This window comes from Nostoc sp. (genome assembly GCF_036917465.1).
GTDB lineage: Bacteria > Cyanobacteriota > Cyanobacteriia > Cyanobacteriales > Nostocaceae > Nostoc.
On the sequence record NZ_JBALDL010000059.1, the window covers coordinates 22,914 to 44,227 of the forward strand.

Here is a 21,314-nt window from a genome sequence, read left to right on the forward strand (position 1 = left end):
ATCGCACCCTTGTTTTACCTGAAACTGCCACTGGGCGATCGCCTAAACAACCTTTGCAACTGTTAGAGTTTGACAAGCAAGCGGCATTAGAGGTGCTTTGTCAGGGACAAACTGTGATTCTTTTCTGGTGCGATGCCTGCGGCGAGCTACGCTAACGCGTGCATCAACAATTAAGGGACAATCTTAAAAATTGAAATATCAGCCGAGATACCAAAATACGGCTACATTAGTAATTGTCAATTTAGATTCTAATCTGAAGAAAAACGCTAGTAAAAACTATACTCAGCTTGGCAGTGTTTTATCTGGTGATGCAGGAACAATACCTTATGGAGTTGACCGTAACTATCCCGCATTATTAATGACTAGATTAAAAGGTGAGGTTGATCCTCAAGGTGGTTAGGATGGAGTGCCTTTCTGGGTTCCAGTTCTCCGATTTCCAGATGGTAACTACGCCTTTTCTGTAAATGAAAGCTAATTTAAATTTCTTCAAATACCCTAGATAAACAACTTTTGAGCAGTTACCATCTCCTCAAACGGAAAGCGGCAACGATCACAACGCCCCTGCTTCCATAAAACAGGGATTTTAAACATAGCCCCGCACTTAGGACATTTGGAAAGTAAACGCAAATTGTGGCGATCGCACTGACACGACATCAACAGTAGGAATAATTCTGCTGTGCGATCGCGCATTTTCGACAAGCAGAAAAATTCACGCTATTTTGGGTTAGTATGCGATCGCTCCTTCAAGTCAAAGCCTGGACACATCACTCAAACTCAGTTTCGCAAAAAGCTTTTAATAAATCAATACAGTTAGCGATCGCTCCTAAATGAGCAATTTCATAACCATGTGTATTTTGGGTAGGAAACGCCAAACACGCAGCACGCGCTACATGGCCAAATTTCATCGCAATGGAAGCATCACTACCAAACTGGCTCAGTATCGTTAGCTGCACTGGTATGTCGAGTTGTTTGGCAGATTGGCGCAGTTGTCCATTTAGCCCCTCATCATATATCCCATAAGCATCTTGAGATAAAAGTACAGGACTTTCCCCATCTTTAACAGGATATTCCTCGGATAATGGACAAATTTCTAAAGCAATCAAGGCATCCAAACGTTGATTTTGGGTGAAAAATAGCGCCCCAATTGCTCCTACTTCTTCTTTAGCCGAAGCAACCAAATAAACATCAACAGCTGGCTGTTTCAGATTTTCAGCCAAAGCTAGCAAAATGGCAACAGAGGCTTTATTATCCAAGGTGTAACCAGCAATATGATCCTTTAACCGAATTGGACGCTTGCGATGCTTGCCGATTACCATTTTAGTTCCAGGGCGAATGCCAGCTGCTTCTAATTCAGCAGATGTGAGCTTCGTTTCAATCCAGGCATTTTCCCACTTAACAGTAATATCTTCCTGCTGGACTTTTTGAGGAGATTCGTGGGAAACATGGCGGGAACCAAAGCTGAGAATACCGATAATGGTTTCGTGATCTCCCAGCAAATCTACCACCCCTTCGCCGTAAACCCACGGGAAAGAACCGCCGAGTTTACGAACTTCCACACGACCTTCATCACCGATACTCTTGACAATTGCACCAATTTCGTCTTTGTGTGCAGTGATCGCGATCGCACCGTCTGGATTTTTCCCTGGAATCTTGGCAATAATATTATCGGCGCGATCGCACCACACTTCTACACCCAGCGCCGCAAATCTTTGCATCAACAGCTGGTTAATCTCAGCTTCTGCACCACTCGGAGAATGGTGCATGACTAATTCTTCAATAATTTCAAATAAGCGATCGTAATCCCACATCAATACAGTTAGTTCAATTTTCAACTGTTGTATGAGACAATTGTGCATCAAAAACCCGGTCTGCTGACCTTTTTTGTTGACGCTTCAGCATTCCTACCGCACCAAAAGCACCAAGGGCTAAAATCCCCAAATTTATCGCAGGTTCAGGAACAGACTTAGCATCAATCGCCGCCAGTGCCGTATCTGCAACTAACTTATGAACGCCTGTTGTTGGATGGACAGAATCAAAGAATAAATAATCGTTTGGTTGAGAACATACGCTGATAGTTGTCTGTAAATTCCCTACCACGCAAGGGGTAGTCACATTTTGAAACCCAAATTTCTCTGGATTTGCTTCTACTTGATTAAATAGTGAAAATACATCCACAGAGATTAGATTCAGGTCAGAGTTCTTACTATATTTGCCTAGTTCCTCTGCTAATTCTTTGTTATGCTTATTTGTCAAAGCAGTCAAGTTGCTAGATAGACCTGGTGTAGCGGATGCAAGTGGAATCTTGCCCAAATCAGGCAAGTTAAAGACTAAAATATTTTTTGCGCCAGATGAGGCAAGTAACCCTACTGCATCTGATAAATTCTGAACTGTTTGAGTTGTATTAGTAGCTTGACCAAACACATAATCATTTGCACCTCCCCATACAGCATAGAGGGCATCTGGATCAAGCTTCTGATTAGCTTGTCTGGTGGGTTGTGTCAACAAGCCGACTTGCTCAAGTACTCCTGGTAACGGTGCATCAGGAACAACAGCATTACCTTGACCAGAACTTGCACCGCCCACAGCAAAGTTAATCCCTTGGTTAGGAATAGTAGGATTTAAAGTAATGTATGGAGAGGGTGTTAATCCTAACTGATCTCCAAGGTAGTCTACCCAAACCTGCTGATTAGAAAAACGTCCTTGAAAGTAGGGTGGTTTTTGGGGAATGGCTGTTGTCGGAGCGACTAAACCACCCGTAGCAGCAAAGACATTGCCAGTATCAGAAAGGCTGTCGCCAAATACGTAAAATTTGCTAAAACTCGCCGCACTCGCCTTGAGCGGTAACATGAAAGATAAGAGAACAAATCCTACGGCTACAGCTTGTTTTTTCATGTTTGTTTTACCTGTGGTATTTTTTAGTTTGTTTCAAAGTAATGAAAAGGCGATCGCTCACAACTTGTCTTTTGAGTTAATTCAAACTAAGTATGTATATTGAGTTAACTTACGTTGTTTTACCTAACTATGCCTCAAAAATTCATCAAACACAGGTAAGAACGCTGAAAACACTTAGATTCACATTTTCTTGATAAAAAATAAGTTTATTACAAAGAAATCGCAAATTTTCCATGCTAAAAGGTGGACATTCTCCACTTTTCTGCTATGGGTGAACTAATCGTAAACATTGCTTTAACTAATTCTAGAGCTTTAAGTCAAGAGCAACTTACAAAACATTTAGCGATCGCTCAATCAAGTTGCATCAAGTTTTATGCTCTTGTGTTTATCCTTATTACAAAACTTAATAACGTTAGGTAGCGGTAGCGAGTCCACTTACTCCTGCAAAGAAGCAAGCTACGCGCAGCCTTTCGTAGAGAGCGTGATTACGAATTACGAATTATTTTCACTTCGCTTTAACTTCAAAGCCTCAGTCGCTGACACACCCTCACTCTGACTGCCGAAATACCACAAAACTGTAGCAGCCTCAGCACGAGTTACTGGTTTTTTGGGTTGAAACAGAGTTGTATAACCAAACACTCGCCGAATATTCGATTGTTCGCCATTTTGGTAATCAGCCAACACTGCTCTTAAAGCCTTGGGGTCAATTCGCGCTACGTCTTGGAAACCCCAGGTTTGTTTAACCGTATCTAAGTTAGCAGAGGGTAAAGCTTGACGAGTATCTAAAGGTAATTTCCACAACAGTAATTGTTCCCGCGTTAGGGGTGCATCAGGACGAAATAAAACTACCGTAGAATCTCCAGATAAAGGGCTGGGAATTAATCCAGTTTCGGCTAATCCCTGAATTGCTGGAAAATCAGGGTCTTTTGCGGATACATCACTAAAAATTGGTTGAGTGCTTTCTGATGCCAAGCGAATTTGTTTAGCTGGATTGCTGGCATACATAGCATTGTTAGCAGCAATTAGCCAACGGGCGTATTCTCGATGTGTAACGATTTTACCGGGTTCAAACTGGTTATTTGTGGTAGTAGAATTACTCTTAGTTGGCTTTGGCTCTATGGATAAAACACCTAATTCCGCTAAGTCTTGGATATGTTGCCGCCATTCTTGCGGTACTTTATTCAGATCGTTGAATTCCTGAGATTTGGGTGTAGCTGTAGGAGTTGTTGGGTTATTAGGCGTACTTGGTGGCTGTGCTGCCAAGTTTGCAGGTGCTACTGGGCCAATGAATTGTGAATTTCCTGGTTGAGGAACGGCGTTAGTAGTTTCGTTAGGATTTGTAGTTGCGCTAGGTTGTGCCGTAGCAATACTATTTGGTACGTAGTCAATCAGTAATTCAGTGGCAGTTTGGGGTTGATTGGGTGTGGCGCTAGTAACTGATTTAGGCTGAATCGAAACCTTCAACAGCAAATCATTACGACGTGCTTCAAAAGCACCTCCCGCATCATCTGTTGGCTGTTGCACAATCTGCCAGTTATTTGTTTGAAACTGATTGCGATAAAAGCTAGCAATAAAATTGCTGGGATCGGAAGTCAACCAGCGAGTTGAGACTTTGTTTTCTGAACCGCTAGCAGGTGTAACTTGCTGTAGTTTGGCATTGGCATATATTGGAATATCTTTAGGAAAATCAGCTGGTAACTGAACCGTTGAATTGTTTGGCTGTGCTTGTGGTTGGTTACTCTGAGACTCTCCAAAGACAACTGTATTGCCTTGCAGCTTAGGATCTGCCGCCAAAGATTCCTCAAGGTTTTTGGCGACTGGACTGTTAGCACAGGCTGTTAAGGAAGTCAGTAGAACAGCCCAAATTAGAAATACAGCTGGACGTTTACAGGGAAGCACAGGAAATCACAAATGAGTTTCAATTCCTACCCTAGCGCAGACTGTTCATTAATTGGGAATTGGGAATTGGTTATTAATTCTTGTTTCTGACTCCCTCACTCCCTTATCTTCCCCTGTTCCCTCTTCCCCTCTTCCTGTTGGTGAAGATGATAATATCTCTAAAAATGAGTAAACGGTAGCAAAAGCTACCGTATTGTCTTCGTTTTACAGCCATTAGGTTTTTATAATTCCCATGCTTATTTATAGAGTTCCCTAAAATTCTGGCAAATTAACATTTTTTGGAAAAAAACATAAGAAACCTGAAATACTTGCTGTGTATGAGTTTTATCATTTTGATGTTCTAAGCTCACAAACATTAGGACAGGTTAAAGTAGTTTTGCGTAAGTCCTGACTACAAAACGAGCAAAATTCAAAATTAGTGTGCCAGACTACGAAATTGAGAAACCATTTTTTAGATAGTTCTCTAATATATTCAATGGCAGAGTGGATAACTGATTGAGAACTTGCCAAAGAATAGCTTACCTACGAAAAGCTTTAGTCCCCTTCCTAATACACTAGTTTAATGCGAGCGCCAAGTACCTGAAGTGATAGACTAAGAATAAAGCCCCCTTTAGCCTCACCCAAAGAGGGGAATTAAATAAAGTTCGCTAATGCTGGCTTATAATCGATTCTGGAAATTATTCATCTGACGGTGGTAAGCTGAATAAGGCAATAGCTGGAAAATGCCAGTGTTAAGGAATTTCAGGAACTTAGCGTAAATTCGTTATTCTTGGGAACTGGGGTCATAAGCAAAGCAGTCAAGTGTCGCAGCAGTTTCCCTAATGCTTATAAATGGATTTTCTGCGGAATGTGGTACTTGTCCTATGGTCAAGATTTTCTTGGCAGCCTCAAAAGCAGTAAGTGCTGACTCTAAAAGTGCGTAGTTTACCCCCGTAGGCATCGCCCCGATGTTATCCAAAAGGTTGTCTTAGAACAATCTATTCCCTATTTTCCTGAGATAGGCATGTCTTCTTTTAAGAAGGCTGGGGACAGAGTACGCTTCGCAAGTTATAGGCAGTACATAGTTGTTAGCTATGGCTGTTTTCCTAATCTAATAATGATTAGATTGGATTGAGGCAAACAAGACACTTAATTTGGATGTACTGGCGTTGAGAAAATCCTCTCTACAAATTTGGTCTGAACAGTTAACAGCTTCCTGATAGATTAGATACAATTAGCATCTACGTTTAGTTGAGCGTAGGCAATGCCTGCCGTAGGCATCGCTTGTTCAAAGCGAGTACTCAATTTGACATGCTGCTCTGATAGCTGATTTGACATAGTATTTAACCTTTCACCTGGTAACTCTAGTGACAATTTTGATTTAGGGCAAATTAAGACTTATATTCAAGGGGCTTGGGTGTTTCTTGGAGATGAAGTAACTTAAAAAGGGTCAAAAGGCTGAAAAAGATATATCTGGTGTCAAAAACGCAGAACTAATAGCAGTATGAAAATCTAAAATAGATATTAAATTGAAGACAAAAAAACGACCATTGACAACCGTCAGTCCATTTTACTTTCTGTAAAGCGTCACCGGGTTGTTACCAGTGCTGAAACACGATTACATGCAAGTTTCCCAGGATCAGCCTATTTATTCTGAGGCTCCACTCCAACTGTTACTTTTTGTCGATGGACGACCTAAGTCCCGCCAACAGGTACAGCGAATACGTGCTTACTTAAAAGAATTGCAGGCTGAGTATAGTTTTGAACTTCAAACTATCGATGTCGGACAACAACCTTACTTAGCAGAACACTTTAAGTTAGTAGCAACGCCAGCTTTAATCAAAATCCATCCTGAACCACGACAGGTTCTAGCTGGGAGTAATATCATAGCGCAATTGAAAAACTGGTGGCCTCGCTGGCAAGTCGCTGTAGAGGCTTACTTAAAATTACAGGAAGACTTGCAAGAACGTATGGATGACAATGGCCGAGCTACATTACCCAAATCCACGATCCATTCCGTCGCTGTTTCAGCTGAACTAATTCGACTCTCAGACGAAATTTTTCGCTTGAAACAGGAAAACGATAATCTCCAAGAGCAGCTACACTTTAAAGACAGGGTGATTGCGATGCTGGCGCACGATCTCCGCAATCCCCTAACTGCTGCCGCGATCGCAATGGAAACCCTCCAATCTAATTATAATTTAGAGACAGGGCAATTCCACCGCCTCAAACCAACGATGACGGCGCATTTATTAAAACAAGCCCGCAATCAAACTAAGATCATTGACCGGATGATTGCCGACCTTTTACAGGTAGGTCGTGGAAAAGATAAAGAACTCCCCATTTTACCACAAAAGTTACAACTAGGTAAAGTATTTTTAGATGTAGTCGAAGAATTGTGCGATCGCTACACCGCCAAATACCAAGAGGTAGAAACAGATATTCCTAGTGACTTACCTTATGTATATGCTGACCCAGAACGCATCCGGCAAGTGGTGGTGAATCTGTTGGATAATGCCATCAAATACACTCCAGAAGGTGGCAAGATTAGCGTAGCCGGATTGCATCGCACTACTCAAAAAGTTCAGTTTAGTATTGGCGATACTGGGCCTGGTATTCCTGTAGAGAATCGCGATCGCATTTTTGAAAACCACTTCCGCCTGCAACGGGATGAAGGTAAAGAAGGTTACGGCATTGGTCTTTGTTTATGCCAACGTATTATCTTGGCACATTATGGTCAAATTTGGGTGGACTCTGCCCCCAATAACGGAGCATGGTTCCACTTCACACTGCCAGTTTATCCTTCTTAAGGATTGGTCATTCACAAATGAGACTATTAATCACTTGAAACAAAGCGATCGCGTCCTCCCGCCTTTGCTTGGTAGAGTGCTTTGTCTGCTTGCACAATTAAATCTGAAGGTGAGGATTCCCAAGTAGGGACAACAGTCGCCACGCCCATACTGAGAGTGAGATACTGGCTCACCGTAGATCCATCATGAACAATTTGCAAATCTTTGATTCCCGCCTGTATCACTTCGGCCACGTGAACCGCACCAGAGGAATGGGTGTATGGCATAATCACAGCAAATTCCTCGCCACCATAACGTGCTACTAAATCTTGATGTTTTTGCGCCTTCATGTTTAAGACAGCACCCACCTTTTGTAAACAGATATCCCCAGCAGGATGGCCATACTTATCGTTATAAAATTTAAAATAGTCGATATCACACAAAATCATTGACAAAGGAGATCCCTCCTGTGCGAGATTAATCCACTGAGTATTGAGATAATCGTCAAAACGGCGACGATTAGCCAACTCAGTTAAGCCATCTACATTGGCTAGGTGCTGCAAAGCTTGGTTTGCCGCCTCTAATTGCTTGTATACTTGCGCTTGTTGTAGCAGTCGCCGCAACCTCTGACGCAATACAGGCCAGTGAATTGGCTTAGTAACATAATCAGTTGCCCCTGCATCAAAAGCACGGTTTACCGAGTCCTCATCATCCAAGCATGTGATCATCAATATGGGAGTACGCTCCCATATCTTGGAGATGACAGTATTATTAAGGGTCGAGTCAGTATCAAAGGTTGCAAGGGCTGAGATTAAATTATTCCTGGCAATTTGGAGCAATTGCTTGCAGCAGGTAAAGCCATCCATGACAGGCATTACAGCATCTAGCAAAACTATATCAGGTCTGATAGTCTCGTAAGCATCTAAACATTGCTTACCGTCATTGACCTCAACCACTCGATAACCTTCTTGTTCCATAGCTTTACGCAATAATACTCGGATGGTCTTGTCATCATCAGCCACTAAGATCAGTGGTGGTTGCTTAGAAACAGAAAATGGGCTTATGCCTGACATGAGTTGCCTTCCAATTGCGGGATTATTCTGAAAAAGGCTGTGCAACTGAATCGCATGGGAGCGATCGCTCTTTTCATCAATGACAGGATTTGCGGCAAAGGAGTGTCTGGCTTCAAAATCAACTGTTGTTTGACAATAGACTGCTCAATCTTCTTGAGCCAAGCAAGCGGTAGATAACTAAGTTGCATAGACAATCTATAATTGGAACACGAAGGCAATTGTTACCTTTTTGTTCGGCTGTGATTATGGGAGAAAATGTTACTTTTATATTTCCCCATTGTTAAAGTCAAATTACAGTTTTTTTGAGAATTGCAAATACACACCTCAATTATGTAGTTCTGTAGTTAGTTTAGAAACCTCGTGAGGCAGGGCAAAGCCATTGCCAAAGTGCGCTCAGAAGATAGCTAATACTAAATGCTAATCTCACTTGAAGAAAATTTTTTTAGTTTATTAGGTAAGTACTATGAAAATTTAGTATAATTACATAAGATTGAGATTTATCTTGGTGCAAAGCTTATCTTAAAATTCATTCTGGTTTAATAAATTAAGTAAAAACTATTATTTAGTTCAATTAAGTATAAAGAGTTTAATTATTAAAATAATTGGGTTTTAATTCTTAAAGACACCAATTTATTAGCTAAGATTAGATAAACATACTAAATGCAGATTAATATCTTTAACAACTAAATACTATAATTAGTTTACAGACACTATATGAAATTGCCATTTTTTGGGCTACGCCAATAACCATAAGTTCTTACAAAACAATCAAAATATATTTACATTTACCAAATTCTTAAAAATGCCAGATCCATTAATGTATCACCAAGATAATTTTGTTGTTCTAGAAACAAATCAACAAGAACAGTTTTTAACACAGCCTGAGTTATTAGATAAACTTAAAACAACTCTCCAAAAGCTCACAAGTCAAGACTTACCACCTGATGTGCAAAAACTTGACACTTTTGAAGCTCAAGCACAGTATTTACTAGACACAGGTTGCGAATTAGATATTGGTACTGGCCAATATTTGCAATGGTATGTAGTTCGTTTAGAAAAGTAACTTTTTGGTCAATGTTTGATGCTGTTGATAAAATCAAAAAAGCTTGTGTTTAGGTAAGCTACTTCCGCGATGAAATGATGGATAGATTTTTAAGCAGCTTTGTATCCACTCTTATTTCAGAGTGTGAGAACCAAATCGCTGAAAGTTTTTTGGAGCTTTTCTTTTCACTGTTAGCCTAAAATTTTTTATTTATATTGGAAAATAAAGCCTCGCATCTTGGTTAAATTAAAGCTCAAGATTCTGGATTCGATTCTTGTTTTCCGAGAGTGACAGAAGAAGGATAATATAGGAATCCGGTTTGATTTTTGAACAAAATTAAGTATTTGTAGGGTGCGTTACGCTGTCGCTAACGCACCATTCTTAAGGATTTGGTGCGTTACTACGTGTCTGTTCAAAAATCAAATAGTAGTCCTATATTTTACCATTAAATTAAAATAAACTAGTTTGTATAGAGTTATCTAGTTCAAATTTTCCTCGTTTAGATACATAATCAATCAGCTTAACCCAATCAATTTGATTATTTGTCATAAAATTGAGTATAAATTCTTGAGTCATTTCATTAACTTTCGCAGCATACGCAGATTTAAATTTTTCATCTCTCTCTTTTGCTTTTTCATCAATTGGTACAATTATTTCTTGATAAAGATTATCGTCATTAGATATAAAATACCAAAAATCTTGACCAGCATATTTATAATAAACTTTATCAATATCTATATTAGTTTTTAACTGTACAGTTTCTCTTCCATACATGCAGCCATTTACTGCAATAATTTCACTGATAATACCTTGCTGTCTTAAATTTTGTTTTGCAATTTTAAAATTATTTCTCATTGCGGTTATCTGGTCAGAATTAGCCCAGCTAGTTCCAGATTTAATTCCTACTATATAATAAACTCCATCTCTTTCAAATTCTAAGTCTACACTTTTAAAATTAGATTTGAACCCATTATGTAAAGTTTGAGATATATAAATAGCAAATCCTTCTAGTAAATTGCCAAATATTGTTTCTTCCTGTGAAGATAGGAAAGCATCGACAATACTTTTTACTAAATCTCCAGCTAATTCAATATTTTTAGCTTTAAATAAATAAGGATTCTTCCGCTTCAAAACATCTTTTAAACGTAATTTATTTAGGCTATTAAGTCTATTGTTATAGAAGGGAGTAACAACTTCCTCCGAAAGATAATTATAATAATTTTGATAGAGAGAATTATTCATAGTAATCTCATTTGGGTAGCACTCTTTTTGACAGCATTTATCTCTGCTATGGCTAACTCATAGTAATCTGCTTTTATTTCTATACCAATATATTCTCTATTCAGTTCTGTCGCAACTACACACGTAGTACCAGAACCTACAAACGGATCAAGTACCAAATCCTCTTCTTTAGTAAATAATTTTATAAACCATGAAGGCAGTTCTTTAGGGAAAGCAGCACTGTGACTCTTATTGTTACACTCTGTTGCTAAATGTAAAACATTTGTGGGATATACCAAATCACGACCTACCCAGTTCGCTACTTTCTTACCAAAAGGACTACCAACTTTTGAGTTATCCCGCCTTTTGTCTGTTTCGCTCAAGTTTTTCAGTCGTGACTTCGCCCAATCACCCGTTGGAACCATTACTTCCTCTTGGTACATATTAAATTTTTTTTGTTTATTGAACTGTAGACATCTCTCCCAAGCATCACGAAAACGATTTGACCATTTACCAGGAAAACAGTTTCTTTTATGCCACATAAATTCTTCTGTCCACAACCAACCTTGTTTTTTCATCTCTAATATGAGTTCTAAAACATACGTGTGGCGTTCGCTATTAACAACTCTTTCCTTGATGTTTAATATAAATGTTCCATCATCCTTTAAAACTCGCTTCAATTCTTGAGATATGGGTAAAAACCATTCCACATATTTATCAGGATGAACCCCTCCATAAGTGTTTTTTCTACTATCAGCATAAGGAGGCGAGGTGACAATAAGATCAACAATATTAGAAGGAACAGATTGTAGAATATCCAAACAGTCGCCAAGGATGATTTTATTACCCCAATCCTCTAAATTTGGAGCAGATTGATTCTGGCCTGAAACTGTAGATATTTCTGGGGGAATACTTGAACTCATTTTCGCAATACACACAAAATCTTAGAGACTTATTAATAGCATTATTTTTAGACTCAATGCATGAAAATAAAGCAGAAAAATTTTGTAGTTTGCAAAAAGCGTTGGTAGCTTTACAAGCTCAATATTAAATAAAAACTTTAATTTTGACTAATCAAAGCCCGTGACGAGGATTGAACTCGTGACCTCACCCTTACCAAGGGTGTGCTCTACCACTGAGCCACACGGGCAAAATTATCAATATATCAGCTAGAAGTTAGAATGCTGGGAGTTTTGATGCTTACCCAGACATTATAACTTATAACTTCGTAAGTGGTGGGCCGGGCTGGATTTGAACCAGCGTAGGCGCTAGCCAACGGATTTACAGTCCGTCTCCATTAACCACTCGGACACCGACCCGATTTGTCTCACGATTCAAAATCTTAGCACCACCTTTTAGAAATAGCAAGTGATTAGAAAAAATAACTTGTGGGTAGAGATCGCAGCAAAATTGCGTCTCTACCTTATGGATAAAAAATACTGGTTACACGCTCATTTCCAGCATTCGTTGCATTGGTCGCAGTGCTGCAAGGCGAATATCCTCTGACATCGTAATTTCGGGAGTACGATTTTTCATTGCCCAGTAGAGCTTTTCTAGGGTGTTTAACCGCATAAACGGACATTCGTTACAAGCACAGTTATTTATCGGCGGTGCAGGAATAAAGTGTTTGTCAGGAGCTAGTTTTTGCATTTGGTGAATGATTCCCGGCTCCGTAGCAACGATAAATTCTTTGGTGGGGCTGTTTTGACAATATTTGAGTAAAGCGGCTGTGGAGCCAATAAAGCTGGCGTGGCGTAATACACTACTTTCACATTCTGGGTGTGCGATCGCCTCTGCTTCTGGATGGGCAATTTTTAACTGGACAATTTTCTTTTCCGAAAAGGTTTCATGGACAACACAGCTACCTTGCCATAGCACCAAATCTCGTCCAGTCTGTTCCATAACGTACCGCCCCAAATTCCGATCTGGGGCAAAAATAATCGGCTGTTCTTTCGGTATCTGCTGCACAATTTTCACAGTGTTGGAGCTAGTACAAATAATATCGCTCATCGCCTTGATATCAGCAGAGCAGTTGATGTAAGACACCACCAAATGATCTGGATGCGCTGCTTTAAAAGCTGCAAACGCCTCTGGTGGACAACTGTCGGCTAAAGAACAACCAGCATCCAAATCTGGTAAAAGTACTAATTTATCAGGATTAAGTATCTTTGCTGTTTCTGCCATAAAGTGAACACCAGCAAAAACAATTACATCCGCATTGGTTTTTTCGGCGGCTTTCGCTAGTTGTAATGAATCCCCAATAAAGTCGGCAATATCCTGAATATCTGGCTCTTGATAATAATGCGCCAGGATAACTGCATTGAGTTCTTTTTTGAGACTCTCAATAGCGGCAAACAAATCTAGTGGTAGTTCACCCGGTTGGGTTTTTTCGCGTTGAGCTAGTGCAGTAGTAAACACAGTTTAGGGGTGCTTTATGTTGCAAATTTATGTCCTGTGGAATCAATTATAGTAGTTTTTACCAAAAATAGTGGACGGTTGATATTTTGGGATTGTGTCCAAATGAGGCTGAGTTTCATATCCTGGAGATAGACGGCAAGGAAAGTGGCATGACCAGTCAAGAAACTCAATCGATAACCCTCAAAATTGCTGTAGTTGGAGATATTCACGACCAATGGGAAGTGGAAGATGGCGTTGCACTCAAGCATCTGGGTGTTGACTTAGTGCTGTTTGTCGGAGATTTTGGCAACGAGTCGGTGGAAGTGGTCAGAGCGATCGCATCTCTCGATATTCCCAAAGCAGCTGTAATGGGCAACCACGATGCCTGGTACACCGCCACCGAATGGGGACGCAAAAAGGCTCCTTATGACCGCTCTAAGGAAGACTGGGTACAGGAACAACTCGATTTATTAGGCTCGTCCCATGTCGGTTACGGTAAGTTGGATTTTCCCGCTTGGAATTTAACTGTAGTGGGGGGTCGTCCCTTTACCTGGGGTGGCCCAGAGTGGAAATTCGCGGAAATCTGTAAAGAACGTTACGGTGTGACAAGTTTGGAAGAATCTGCCGATCGCATCTTCAAAGCAGTTAAAAACGCCGCTTACGAGACAATTATATTTTTGGGTCACAATGGGCCAAGTGGTTTAGGCGATCGCCCCGAAGACCCCTGCGGCAAAGACTGGCACCCAATTGGCGGCGACTTTGGCGATCCAGATTTTGGCGAGGCGATTTCTCATGCCTTGACTGCTGGTAAAACCATTCCTCTGGTGACATTTGGTCACATGCACCGAGATTTACGCCATACCAAGAAGGTGCAGCGCAAACCCATCTTTAGAAGTCCAGAGGGGACAATTTACTTAAATGCGGCTAGTGTCCCCAGGATTGTGGAAAATGGTGGCGAGAAGTTGCGTAACTTTTCTATTGTCTCCCTAGAGGCGGGTGTGGTTTCGCAAGTTTCCCTAGTTTGGGTGGGGACTGACTTCCAGGTGGCTAAGGAGGAAATTTTGTATGAGCGCTCAAATCCAGTAGTGCAATCTGCGTAGATAATAGGGTATAGTATGATCTGTCAAGTTTAGTGCTAACCAACAAAAGCGGCTGAATAGCGTCTGAAAGTAGGGTATACACGAGTTTGACAGATTTACTGGAGAGGTGGCAGAGTGGTCGATTGCGTCCGACTTGAAATCGGATGAGGCTAAAACCTCCGGGAGTTCGAATCTCCCCCTCTCCGTTGAATGAATGTTCTTATCAAGTGCCACATCTGTTTTGCATCTACAATATATCCAAATGGATGCACAAACAGTATTTGGTTAACTACTGATGAAAAATCTCAATATTAAAGAAGAAGCTCGCAAATTAATTGAAAAATTGCCAGAAAATTCTACATGGGATGATTTGATGTACCAAATTTATGTTCGGCAAACTGTTGAAGCTGGACTAGCGGATAGCAAAGCTAGTAATGTTATTTCTGTACAAGAAGTGCGGAAAAAATTTGGATTACCAGAGTGAACGTTTATTGGACAGCAACAGCAGTAGAAAATCTCTCAGCAATTTATAGTTATATTGCTCAAACTTCTCCACAGTATGCGGCTAGGATCGTTGATCGGATTACTAGGCGTTCTGAACAAATTGCCAATTTTCCTTTGTCAGGTCGAATTGTATCAGAGTTTGAAACCGAGCAAATTCGAGAAGTTAAAGAAAAATTCTACTTTGAGGTAAAGCGATGGCTACCCTTTATGTAAGAAATTTACCCGATGATTTGTATGCAAAGCTGCAAGAGTTAGCGGCATCTGAACACCGTTCCATTAACGCCCAAGTTATAACTCTGTTAGAACAAGCTTTGAAGACTGAAGCACAGCAAACAGAAGATGAAAAGCGAAAAAATGTCCCAAAACTTCTAGAGGAAATCCGTCTTCGCCGTGAACAGCTACCAACTGATATCGAATGGCCTGACAGCACTGCCATGATTAGAGAAGATCGGGACAGATGACAATTCCTCTTAGATGCGTCGTGGATGCCAGTGTGTCGGTTAAGCAATTTATTCCCGATCCGCTAACAGCCAAGGTTAATCAACTATTTGCTCACCTTACCTATCCCCAGACAGAAATCTTTGTACCTGACCTGTTTTACATTGAGTGTGGGAACATCATTTGGAAGTATGTCCGCGCCAGACTTTATGCTGTTGCTGATGTGCCAGCAGATTTAGCAACTCTCAAAAGCTTCCCCTTGCGTGTTGTCTCTATGGCTGACTTGATGGCGGATGCAGTTGCGATCGCATTAAATTATGGAATCTCCGCCTATGATGGCTCTTATGTCGCACTTTCACAGCAGGTAGGTGCTACTTTGCTGACTCTTGAAGGTAAGCTGGTAAAGGCTTTAGCTGGTTCGTCTTACAATGTTTCCTCGTTTAATGACTTTGAGGTTCCGCCGTTAGAGTCAACATAATTTGTAATTCAATTATCAAAAATGTCTTTTACTTATAACCGCACGGTTCGTTTTCAAGATACTGATGCTGCTGGGGTAGTTTATTTTGCTAATGTTTTGGGTATTTGCCATGAAGCTTATGAAGAATCTTTAGAAGCATCAAGTCTTAATCTCAAAAACTTTTTTACTAATCCGTCTGTGGGGTTTCCCATTGTTCATGCTAGTGTTGATTTTTCGCGCCCTATGTTTGTTGGGGACAAGTTGCTGATTAGTTTAATTCCCCAAAAGATAGGTGTTGATAAGTTTGAAATTACTTATGAAATTACTGTGGCTGAAGTGATAGTTGCTAAGGCTATTACTCATCATGTTTGTATTAATGTGAGTAGTAGAAGTAAGCAGGAATTACCTGATGAGATAGTTCAGTGGTTGGAGACGAACCGCAGAGACGCAGAGAAGCCAGTGCGTTGGGCGGGTTCCCCGACTTGTTCGCGCAGCGTCTCCGACAGGAGAAGCAACTGGCGCAGCGCACAGAGAAGAAGGTCGAGAGAGGTTATGTGATGGAATTTTGGAGGAATTCTGTGGCGATTTGCTGTAGCTGTTGGCGATTAATTTTACCTTGAGAGTTGCGGGGTAGGTTTTGCTGGGGAATCCAATATTTTGGGATTTTAAATTTGCTGAGTTTGTCTTTGAGTAGGGTTTGGATTTTTAAGACGGAAGTATTTGATTTTTTGGGGATGTAAATCGCTGTTAAGGCTTGTCCCCAGTGTTTATCTGGGATACCGATGACACAAATATCAGTAACCATTTGAGTAGCTTGTATAGCTGATTCAATCTCTGCTGGATAAATATTTTCTCCACCTGTAATAATTTTGTCGCTGTTACGTCCGACAATATTTAAATGACCTTGGTCGTCTAAAAAGCCTAAATCATCTACTTGTAAATCAGTTTGATTTTCTCTGGTTATCGGATAGTAACCAAGGGCTAAAGATTGAGCGTGAATGGTGATATTTCCGATTTGATTGGAATTTAAAATCTCTCCTTGCTGATTGCGAATAGTTACTTTTGCATGGGGAAGAATTTGACCACTGCTAATTTTCCCGTCGAGAAAATCATCTGGTTTGAGGGTGGCAATTTGAGAGGCGGTTTCTGTCATGCCATAGGTAGGTGCTAATCGGATGCGATGAAATCTGGCTTTTTCTAGTAGTTCGTTCCATGCTGGCGCACCTCCCAAAAGTACTGTATTAAATTGGGATAGCCATTCAGTTAATTCGGGATTTTGTAGAAGGCGTTGTAACTGTGTTGGTACTAAAGATATGAAATATTCTGATTGTTTAATATTTAATATTTGACCTGATTCTAAAGCTTTAAATGGTTGAATAGCTAGTTTACCTGCGGTAGTGAATGAGCGCATAAATTGCATTAAGCCGCTAACGTGATATAGTGGTAAAACGCAAAAAGAATTGACTTGCTTTAGTTGAAAGTATTCGCTAAATCCTTGTACAGATGCTGTGAGAGTTTCCCAAGTATGGATGGCAAATTTCATCTGTCCCGATGAACCACCTGTAGGAATCATGATGTGATTGGGCATTGGGCATTGGTAATTATTTCCATTCCCTATTCCCCATTCCCTATTCCCCATTCTCAAAATAATATCTGGCTGTACTAAATCAAAGACTTGTTGCCATTCTTGTGTTCCCCAATCGTAGTTACACAGAAAAACTGGACAATTAGCTGCACAAGCGGCAATAAAACTTGCTAGAAACCGTATTGGTTCGCGTTCGGCTAAGATGATTTTTGGTGACGTTCCACACGCTGATAATTGTGTTAATTCTAAATATAATTCTTGAGCTATTTGATTAAATTGATGGCTGTTGTAACCGATAAGCCAATTGTCCTGAGTTAGGTTATTAAGATAGTCTAAAGGTCGTTCCATAAACTTTGAAGCCACGTATCTTCTTGTTCAAAAAAATGGTCGATGCCAAAACCAATTGCTCTGTTGTTTCGGGATAATTCGGCTGCTAGTTGGAGTGCTGCAAGTCTAGCGATCGCAGTTTCAAATACTGATGAAAAGACAGTATCAATTTTATACTGGTGGCAAAACTTCCTTAAACGAGATGGCGATCCAACTATCCCAGGCTTGATGACAAAAATCCCTCGCCAACCTTGTTGATAACAGGCGGCGAGTTGTTTAAGCGTGGCGACAGATTCATCTAAAGCGATCGCAGTTTCATAACTCTTACTCAACTCCAATATCCCCTGAAATTGCTCTACGGGTAGCGGTTGTTCGATAAATTCAATTTCTACAGCTAGTTCTGCATTTGCTTTGAGATTGTCGCAAGTCCACAGCCATAATTTAGCTTCCTCATAGGTAAGTCCACCGTTGGCATCTAATCGCAGTTTGGTAAAGGCTGGTAAGGCGTGTATGAGTGACTCAAAAATTTTTAGTTCATTAGCGATCGCATACACACCAATTTTCCATTTAAATGTGCGATATCCACGCTGCCACAACGTTCCCCATTGATTTAAAGCCGCTTCCCCAGATGGTAATAAGCCACTGAAAGATTGGGGATTGGGCATGGAAAAGAATTCACTCCCCCACTCCCATGCTGATTCAAAGCCAAATTGACAAGCAGGTAACTCATCTGGGATCGATAAAATTATCTCGTCTGTGATTTTTTCTGGGAGTTGGCCACAAAAATCTAAAGCTTGTTCTAGGGTTTCAGAACCAAACCAACTAATGGGGGCGATTTCTCCCCAGCCGACTTTACCTGATTCATCGGTAAGGCGGAGGATAATACCTTCACGAACATCCCAAATACCATGATTGGTGGTAAGCGATCGCACAAATCTTCGCCGATAGGGACGAAATTGAAACCTATAAGTCATTAGTCAAGATTTATTAGTGATTCTCCCAATTCCCTAAACCATAAATCCCAAGCCGAACAGCAAGCAAGCCCAAAAATGCACAGCTACAGCGATGAATTTACAGTTACTAACTTTATCCGGCTGGTTGTGATTTTCTTGAACGTGGCGGCATAATTTGACGGCAAAGGGTAAACTTACCCAACTCAGCAATGTCCAAGCTGGCGAAATTCCCAATAGCACAAATAGCAAAGTGAGGGGATAAATGCTAGCAGTGAACCAAACTAGCAGTTGCGCCCCTTTTTGGGTTCCGAGACGGACGATAGGCGATCGCTTCCCTGCGGCTATGTCATCCTTAACTTGGTGAAAGTGTGAGCAAAACAAAATTAAGGTTGTGGCAATCCCGACAATGACTGAAACTGCTAAACTTGTCATTGACCAAGTTTGAGTCTGGCTGTAGTATGCGGCTTCCACTGCTAAGGGGCCAAAGGCAAAAAAGCAAAGAATCTCGCCTAAACCCTGATATCCTAAGCGAAAGGGAGGCCCTTGGTACATATAGCCCAAACCACAGCATAGTAAAATGATGGCGATAACAGTTAGGTCTTGTTGCCAAAAGGCGATCGCTAATATGCCCAGCAACCCCAAACCTAAACAAAAATTTCCTATCCAAAATATTAATGGCTTATTGCTAGTTAAATTCACCAGAGAATGGTGTTTATTTTGATCGATACCTGTCTCAGAATCAAAGACATCATTACTGATATTTTCCCAGGCAAGAATTAAAATTGCCGCAGCTATAAAAGTAGAAAATACTACACCATTGAAATTTTTAGTTTCGGCATAAGCTACTGCTGTTCCTACCCAAATGGGCATAATGGCAACACTGTACATTGGCGGTTTAATCGCTGCCATCCATAACTTAGTGTTGGGATATAAAATTTGCTTGGTAGTCATCAGTTGTGATTAATTAAATTACCAGAATATTGCTCACACTTTAGATTTTATGATTTAAAGAGACGCTTGATATGAGTGATATATAAATAACTATTACTTTTACTATGGCTTGTTAACCTTGTATTGTTAACACTCACCCTCACCTTGCAGTCTCAGGCTAAAACTGTCTTATTATGGTCTAGGAATACCATGAACAAAGCAAATCCTACGCTGGTGAAATGGCAACTTAATATGTTACCTGTAAAAATACGACCACGATTAATTACACTTTAGGAAGTAACTTAAAAAAAATTTACTATCGTTAGATCCATGACAGTTTCACCATGTCGTAGCAACTTGTTTGTAGAGCGCAAAGATTTATATCAATTTCTGTTATCAGTCCAAGAAAAGTGCCTCCAAAATAATGACAAGCAAATTGTCAGTATCTCTCAAGAGATCGATTTAGTTGATCCTTTACTTGTATTGGATCGACTTACACAAGCAAATGAAATAAATTTTTACTTTGAGGACAGAGCTAAAGGAGAAGCGATCGCAGCAATTGATTCTGTAGCAAAATTACAGATTGATGGTGCAGATCGTTTTACTCAAGCTGAATATTTTATCAAATCTTGTCTAAAAAATATAATTAATTTTGGTAACACTAATCAACCTTTTTCTGGGCCTCACTTTTTTTCTTATTTCAGCTTTTTTGATAAAAACGCCCAAGTCGATTATCCATTTCCATCTGCTACCATTTTTCTTCCACGTTGGCAAGTAGCTGTTAAAAATCAGCGTTGTATATTAGTAACAAATATAATTCTTAATGAAAATACAAATATTCAAAGGTTGTTGGATAATATGCAAAATAAAATTGAATTTATCCAATCATTAAAATATTACTCTGCTAATATTGATTCTTTTCCAGCAAACTTTTACAAGAAATCTGTCTCAAATGCTACTCAGTTTAAACGTTCAGTAGTATCTGTTTTGGAAAAAATTCGGTCTAGTCATTTAAGTAAGATTGTCCTAGCAGATATATTAGATGTAAAATCAAGCAACCAATTTGATTTAGTTAAATCCTTAAATAATCTTAGACAAATACATCCTAATTGTTATATCTTTTCTACCAGTAATGGCAAAGGACAAAACTTTATTGGTGCAAGTCCAGAAAGATTAATTAGTATTAATAATCAAAAGTTAATTACTGATGCTTTAGCTGGTTCTGCACCGCGAGGTAAAACCCCTGCTGAAGATGCAGCTAATGCCAATCGTTTACTTAATAGTGAAAAAGAAAAGCACGAACATTTGCTAGTACTTGATTTTATTACACAACGCCTACGTCAACTAAATTTATCACCACAAATATTAGCACCACGGCTGCGACAATTATCGAATATCCAGCACTTATGGACACCAATAAGTGCTACAGTTCCAGCAAACATCCACCCATTAAAAATTGTCGGACAATTGCATCCTACACCAGCCGTTGCTGGTGCAGCACGAGATGTAGCCTGTGCCGAAATTCGTCGCTACGAAAGCTTTGAAAGAGGTTTGTATGCTGCGCCTCTAGGTTGGATAGATTCTCAGGGAAACTGTGAGTTTATTGTGGGAATTCGTTCAGCATTGATTGATGGCGATCGCGCAAGATTGTATGCTGGTGCTGGTATCGTTGCTGGCTCGGATCCTGACAAAGAATTTGCAGAGGTGCAACTTAAACTTCAGGCATTACTGAAAGCATTAGTTTGAATA

At 40.2% G+C, this 21,314-nt stretch carries 22 protein-coding genes and 3 tRNA genes; 11 read left to right on the forward strand and 14 right to left on the reverse strand.

Annotation, left to right across the window (positions count from 1 at the left end):
- Positions 1–190: 190 nt before the first annotated feature.
- Complete coding sequence (locus V7K38_RS12400) at positions 191–400, forward strand: hypothetical protein (protein WP_334858138.1); 210 nt, start codon at positions 191–193, stop codon at positions 398–400.
- A gap of 364 nt (positions 401–764) precedes the next feature.
- Here the strand turns inward: V7K38_RS12400 and V7K38_RS12405 are convergent, their stop codons facing one another.
- The 4 genes from V7K38_RS12405 to V7K38_RS12420 all read right to left on the reverse strand — a co-directional run bounded on the left by V7K38_RS12405 (position 765) and on the right by V7K38_RS12420 (position 5,749).
- Positions 765–1,808, reverse strand: coding sequence for a M42 family metallopeptidase (locus V7K38_RS12405; RefSeq protein ID WP_334858348.1), 1,044 nt, complete (start codon positions 1,806–1,808; stop codon positions 765–767).
- A gap of 13 nt (positions 1,809–1,821) precedes the next feature.
- Positions 1,822–2,892: an SGNH/GDSL hydrolase family protein gene (locus V7K38_RS12410; RefSeq protein WP_334858140.1), complete on the reverse strand. Its 1,071-nt coding sequence runs from the start codon at positions 2,890–2,892 to the stop codon at positions 1,822–1,824.
- A gap of 492 nt (positions 2,893–3,384) precedes the next feature.
- Entirely contained in the window at positions 3,385–4,791 is a 1,407-nt protein-coding gene (locus V7K38_RS12415) for an S-layer homology domain-containing protein (protein ID WP_334858142.1), read from the reverse strand.
- A gap of 763 nt (positions 4,792–5,554) precedes the next feature.
- Positions 5,555–5,749, reverse strand: a complete 195-nt coding sequence (locus V7K38_RS12420; RefSeq protein ID WP_334858144.1) for a hypothetical protein — start codon at positions 5,747–5,749, stop codon at positions 5,555–5,557.
- 625 nt (positions 5,750–6,374) lie between these two features.
- Between V7K38_RS12420 and V7K38_RS12425 the strand changes: the two genes are divergently transcribed.
- A complete protein-coding gene (locus V7K38_RS12425) occupies positions 6,375–7,580 on the forward strand; it encodes a histidine kinase (protein ID WP_334858146.1) in 1,206 nt (401 codons plus the stop codon).
- Positions 7,581–7,606: 26 nt separating this feature from the next.
- Here the strand turns inward: V7K38_RS12425 and V7K38_RS12430 are convergent, their stop codons facing one another.
- Positions 7,607–8,632 (reverse strand): PleD family two-component system response regulator, encoded by a 1,026-nt coding sequence (locus tag V7K38_RS12430; RefSeq protein WP_334858148.1) that lies wholly within the window; start codon positions 8,630–8,632, stop codon positions 7,607–7,609.
- Positions 8,620–8,820, reverse strand: a complete 201-nt coding sequence (locus V7K38_RS12435) for a hypothetical protein (protein ID WP_334858149.1) — start codon at positions 8,818–8,820, stop codon at positions 8,620–8,622. The genes V7K38_RS12430 and V7K38_RS12435 overlap by 13 nt, the downstream gene beginning before the upstream one ends.
- Before the next feature lie 614 nt (positions 8,821–9,434).
- On the opposite strand from V7K38_RS12435, the gene V7K38_RS12440 reads away from it, so the two are divergent.
- Positions 9,435–9,695, forward strand: coding sequence for a chlororespiratory reduction protein 7 (locus V7K38_RS12440; RefSeq protein ID WP_334858151.1), 261 nt, complete (start codon positions 9,435–9,437; stop codon positions 9,693–9,695).
- A gap of 429 nt (positions 9,696–10,124) precedes the next feature.
- Here V7K38_RS12440 and V7K38_RS12445 read toward each other — a convergent pair whose 3' ends face one another.
- The 5 genes from V7K38_RS12445 to nadA form a co-directional block, all read right to left on the reverse strand.
- Positions 10,125–10,916, reverse strand: coding sequence for a PmeII family type II restriction endonuclease (locus V7K38_RS12445; RefSeq protein WP_334858152.1), 792 nt, complete (start codon positions 10,914–10,916; stop codon positions 10,125–10,127).
- Positions 10,913–11,818, reverse strand: a complete 906-nt coding sequence (locus V7K38_RS12450) for a DNA-methyltransferase (protein WP_334858154.1) — start codon at positions 11,816–11,818, stop codon at positions 10,913–10,915. The genes V7K38_RS12445 and V7K38_RS12450 overlap by 4 nt, the downstream gene beginning before the upstream one ends.
- 155 nt (positions 11,819–11,973) lie before the next feature.
- A tRNA-Thr gene (locus V7K38_RS12455) sits at positions 11,974–12,045 on the reverse strand.
- 83 nt (positions 12,046–12,128) lie between these two features.
- A tRNA-Tyr gene (locus tag V7K38_RS12460) sits at positions 12,129–12,214 on the reverse strand.
- A 124-nt stretch (positions 12,215–12,338) separates the two neighbouring features.
- Positions 12,339–13,313, reverse strand: coding sequence for a quinolinate synthase NadA (nadA, locus tag V7K38_RS12465; RefSeq protein WP_334858156.1), 975 nt, complete (start codon positions 13,311–13,313; stop codon positions 12,339–12,341).
- A 149-nt stretch (positions 13,314–13,462) separates the two neighbouring features.
- Here nadA and V7K38_RS12470 point away from each other — a divergent pair, with 149 nt between their 5' ends.
- From V7K38_RS12470 to V7K38_RS12500, 7 genes are all read left to right on the forward strand, one after another.
- On the forward strand, positions 13,463–14,392 hold the full coding sequence (locus tag V7K38_RS12470; RefSeq protein WP_334858157.1) for a TIGR04168 family protein: 930 nt from the start codon (positions 13,463–13,465) through the stop codon (positions 14,390–14,392).
- 100 nt (positions 14,393–14,492) lie between these two features.
- A tRNA-Ser gene (locus V7K38_RS12475) sits at positions 14,493–14,577 on the forward strand.
- 89 nt (positions 14,578–14,666) lie between these two features.
- Positions 14,667–14,855: a hypothetical protein gene (locus tag V7K38_RS12480; protein ID WP_334858159.1), complete on the forward strand. Its 189-nt coding sequence runs from the start codon at positions 14,667–14,669 to the stop codon at positions 14,853–14,855.
- Positions 14,852–15,088 carry a type II toxin-antitoxin system RelE/ParE family toxin gene (locus V7K38_RS12485; protein WP_334858161.1) on the forward strand — a complete coding sequence of 79 codons (237 nt, stop codon included), beginning with the start codon at positions 14,852–14,854 and terminating at the stop codon, positions 15,086–15,088. The genes V7K38_RS12480 and V7K38_RS12485 overlap by 4 nt, the downstream gene beginning before the upstream one ends.
- Positions 15,070–15,336, forward strand: a complete 267-nt coding sequence (locus tag V7K38_RS12490; RefSeq protein WP_334858162.1) for a FitA-like ribbon-helix-helix domain-containing protein — start codon at positions 15,070–15,072, stop codon at positions 15,334–15,336. The genes V7K38_RS12485 and V7K38_RS12490 overlap by 19 nt, the downstream gene beginning before the upstream one ends.
- The gene (locus V7K38_RS12495) at positions 15,333–15,791 is read left to right on the forward strand and encodes a type II toxin-antitoxin system VapC family toxin (protein ID WP_334858163.1); all 459 of its coding nucleotides are present in this window, start codon (positions 15,333–15,335) and stop codon (positions 15,789–15,791) included. The genes V7K38_RS12490 and V7K38_RS12495 overlap by 4 nt, the downstream gene beginning before the upstream one ends.
- Positions 15,792–15,812: 21 nt before the next feature.
- Positions 15,813–16,328, forward strand: coding sequence for an acyl-CoA thioesterase (locus V7K38_RS12500; RefSeq protein WP_334858164.1), 516 nt, complete (start codon positions 15,813–15,815; stop codon positions 16,326–16,328).
- On the opposite strand, the gene V7K38_RS12505 is transcribed toward V7K38_RS12500, so the two are convergent.
- Genes V7K38_RS12505 through menA form a run of 3 tightly spaced genes read right to left on the reverse strand, consistent with a single transcriptional unit; the run spans position 16,321 to position 19,586 of the window.
- Positions 16,321–17,703, reverse strand: coding sequence for a 2-succinylbenzoate--CoA ligase (locus V7K38_RS12505; RefSeq protein WP_334858166.1), 1,383 nt, complete (start codon positions 17,701–17,703; stop codon positions 16,321–16,323). The genes V7K38_RS12500 and V7K38_RS12505 overlap by 8 nt on opposite strands.
- On the reverse strand, positions 17,688–18,656 hold the full coding sequence (locus V7K38_RS12510) for an o-succinylbenzoate synthase (RefSeq protein WP_334858167.1): 969 nt from the start codon (positions 18,654–18,656) through the stop codon (positions 17,688–17,690). Before V7K38_RS12510 ends, V7K38_RS12505 begins: the two co-directional genes overlap by 16 nt.
- 33 nt (positions 18,657–18,689) lie before the next feature.
- Positions 18,690–19,586, reverse strand: coding sequence for a 2-carboxy-1,4-naphthoquinone phytyltransferase (gene menA / locus V7K38_RS12515; RefSeq protein ID WP_334858169.1), 897 nt, complete (start codon positions 19,584–19,586; stop codon positions 18,690–18,692).
- 309 nt (positions 19,587–19,895) lie between these two features.
- Between menA and V7K38_RS12520 the strand changes: the two genes are divergently transcribed.
- On the forward strand, positions 19,896–21,311 hold the full coding sequence (locus V7K38_RS12520; protein ID WP_334858170.1) for an isochorismate synthase: 1,416 nt from the start codon (positions 19,896–19,898) through the stop codon (positions 21,309–21,311).
- Positions 21,312–21,314 lie beyond the last annotated feature (3 nt).

Bases quoted from the DNA above. Each gene is read 5' to 3' on its own strand.
- V7K38_RS12495 (WP_334858163.1), top strand. From the start codon at position 15,333: ATGACAATTCCTCTTAGATGCGTCGTGGATGCCAGTGTGTCGGTTAAG.
- V7K38_RS12445 (WP_334858152.1), bottom strand. From the start codon at position 10,916: ATGAATAATTCTCTCTATCAAAATTATTATAATTATCTTTCGGAGGAA.
- V7K38_RS12500 (WP_334858164.1), top strand. From the start codon at position 15,813: ATGTCTTTTACTTATAACCGCACGGTTCGTTTTCAAGATACTGATGCT.
- V7K38_RS12435 (WP_334858149.1), bottom strand. From the start codon at position 8,820: ATGCAACTTAGTTATCTACCGCTTGCTTGGCTCAAGAAGATTGAGCAG.
- V7K38_RS12440 (WP_334858151.1), top strand. From the start codon at position 9,435: ATGCCAGATCCATTAATGTATCACCAAGATAATTTTGTTGTTCTAGAA.
- V7K38_RS12450 (WP_334858154.1), bottom strand. From the start codon at position 11,818: ATGAGTTCAAGTATTCCCCCAGAAATATCTACAGTTTCAGGCCAGAAT.
- V7K38_RS12410 (WP_334858140.1), bottom strand. From the start codon at position 2,892: ATGAAAAAACAAGCTGTAGCCGTAGGATTTGTTCTCTTATCTTTCATG.
- menA (WP_334858169.1), bottom strand. From the start codon at position 19,586: ATGACTACCAAGCAAATTTTATATCCCAACACTAAGTTATGGATGGCA.
- V7K38_RS12505 (WP_334858166.1), bottom strand. From the start codon at position 17,703: ATGGAACGACCTTTAGACTATCTTAATAACCTAACTCAGGACAATTGG.
- V7K38_RS12430 (WP_334858148.1), bottom strand. From the start codon at position 8,632: ATGTCAGGCATAAGCCCATTTTCTGTTTCTAAGCAACCACCACTGATC.
- V7K38_RS12480 (WP_334858159.1), top strand. From the start codon at position 14,667: ATGAAAAATCTCAATATTAAAGAAGAAGCTCGCAAATTAATTGAAAAA.
- V7K38_RS12470 (WP_334858157.1), top strand. From the start codon at position 13,463: ATGACCAGTCAAGAAACTCAATCGATAACCCTCAAAATTGCTGTAGTT.
- V7K38_RS12510 (WP_334858167.1), bottom strand. From the start codon at position 18,656: ATGACTTATAGGTTTCAATTTCGTCCCTATCGGCGAAGATTTGTGCGA.
- V7K38_RS12405 (WP_334858348.1), bottom strand. From the start codon at position 1,808: ATGTGGGATTACGATCGCTTATTTGAAATTATTGAAGAATTAGTCATG.
- V7K38_RS12490 (WP_334858162.1), top strand. From the start codon at position 15,070: ATGGCTACCCTTTATGTAAGAAATTTACCCGATGATTTGTATGCAAAG.
- V7K38_RS12520 (WP_334858170.1), top strand. From the start codon at position 19,896: ATGACAGTTTCACCATGTCGTAGCAACTTGTTTGTAGAGCGCAAAGAT.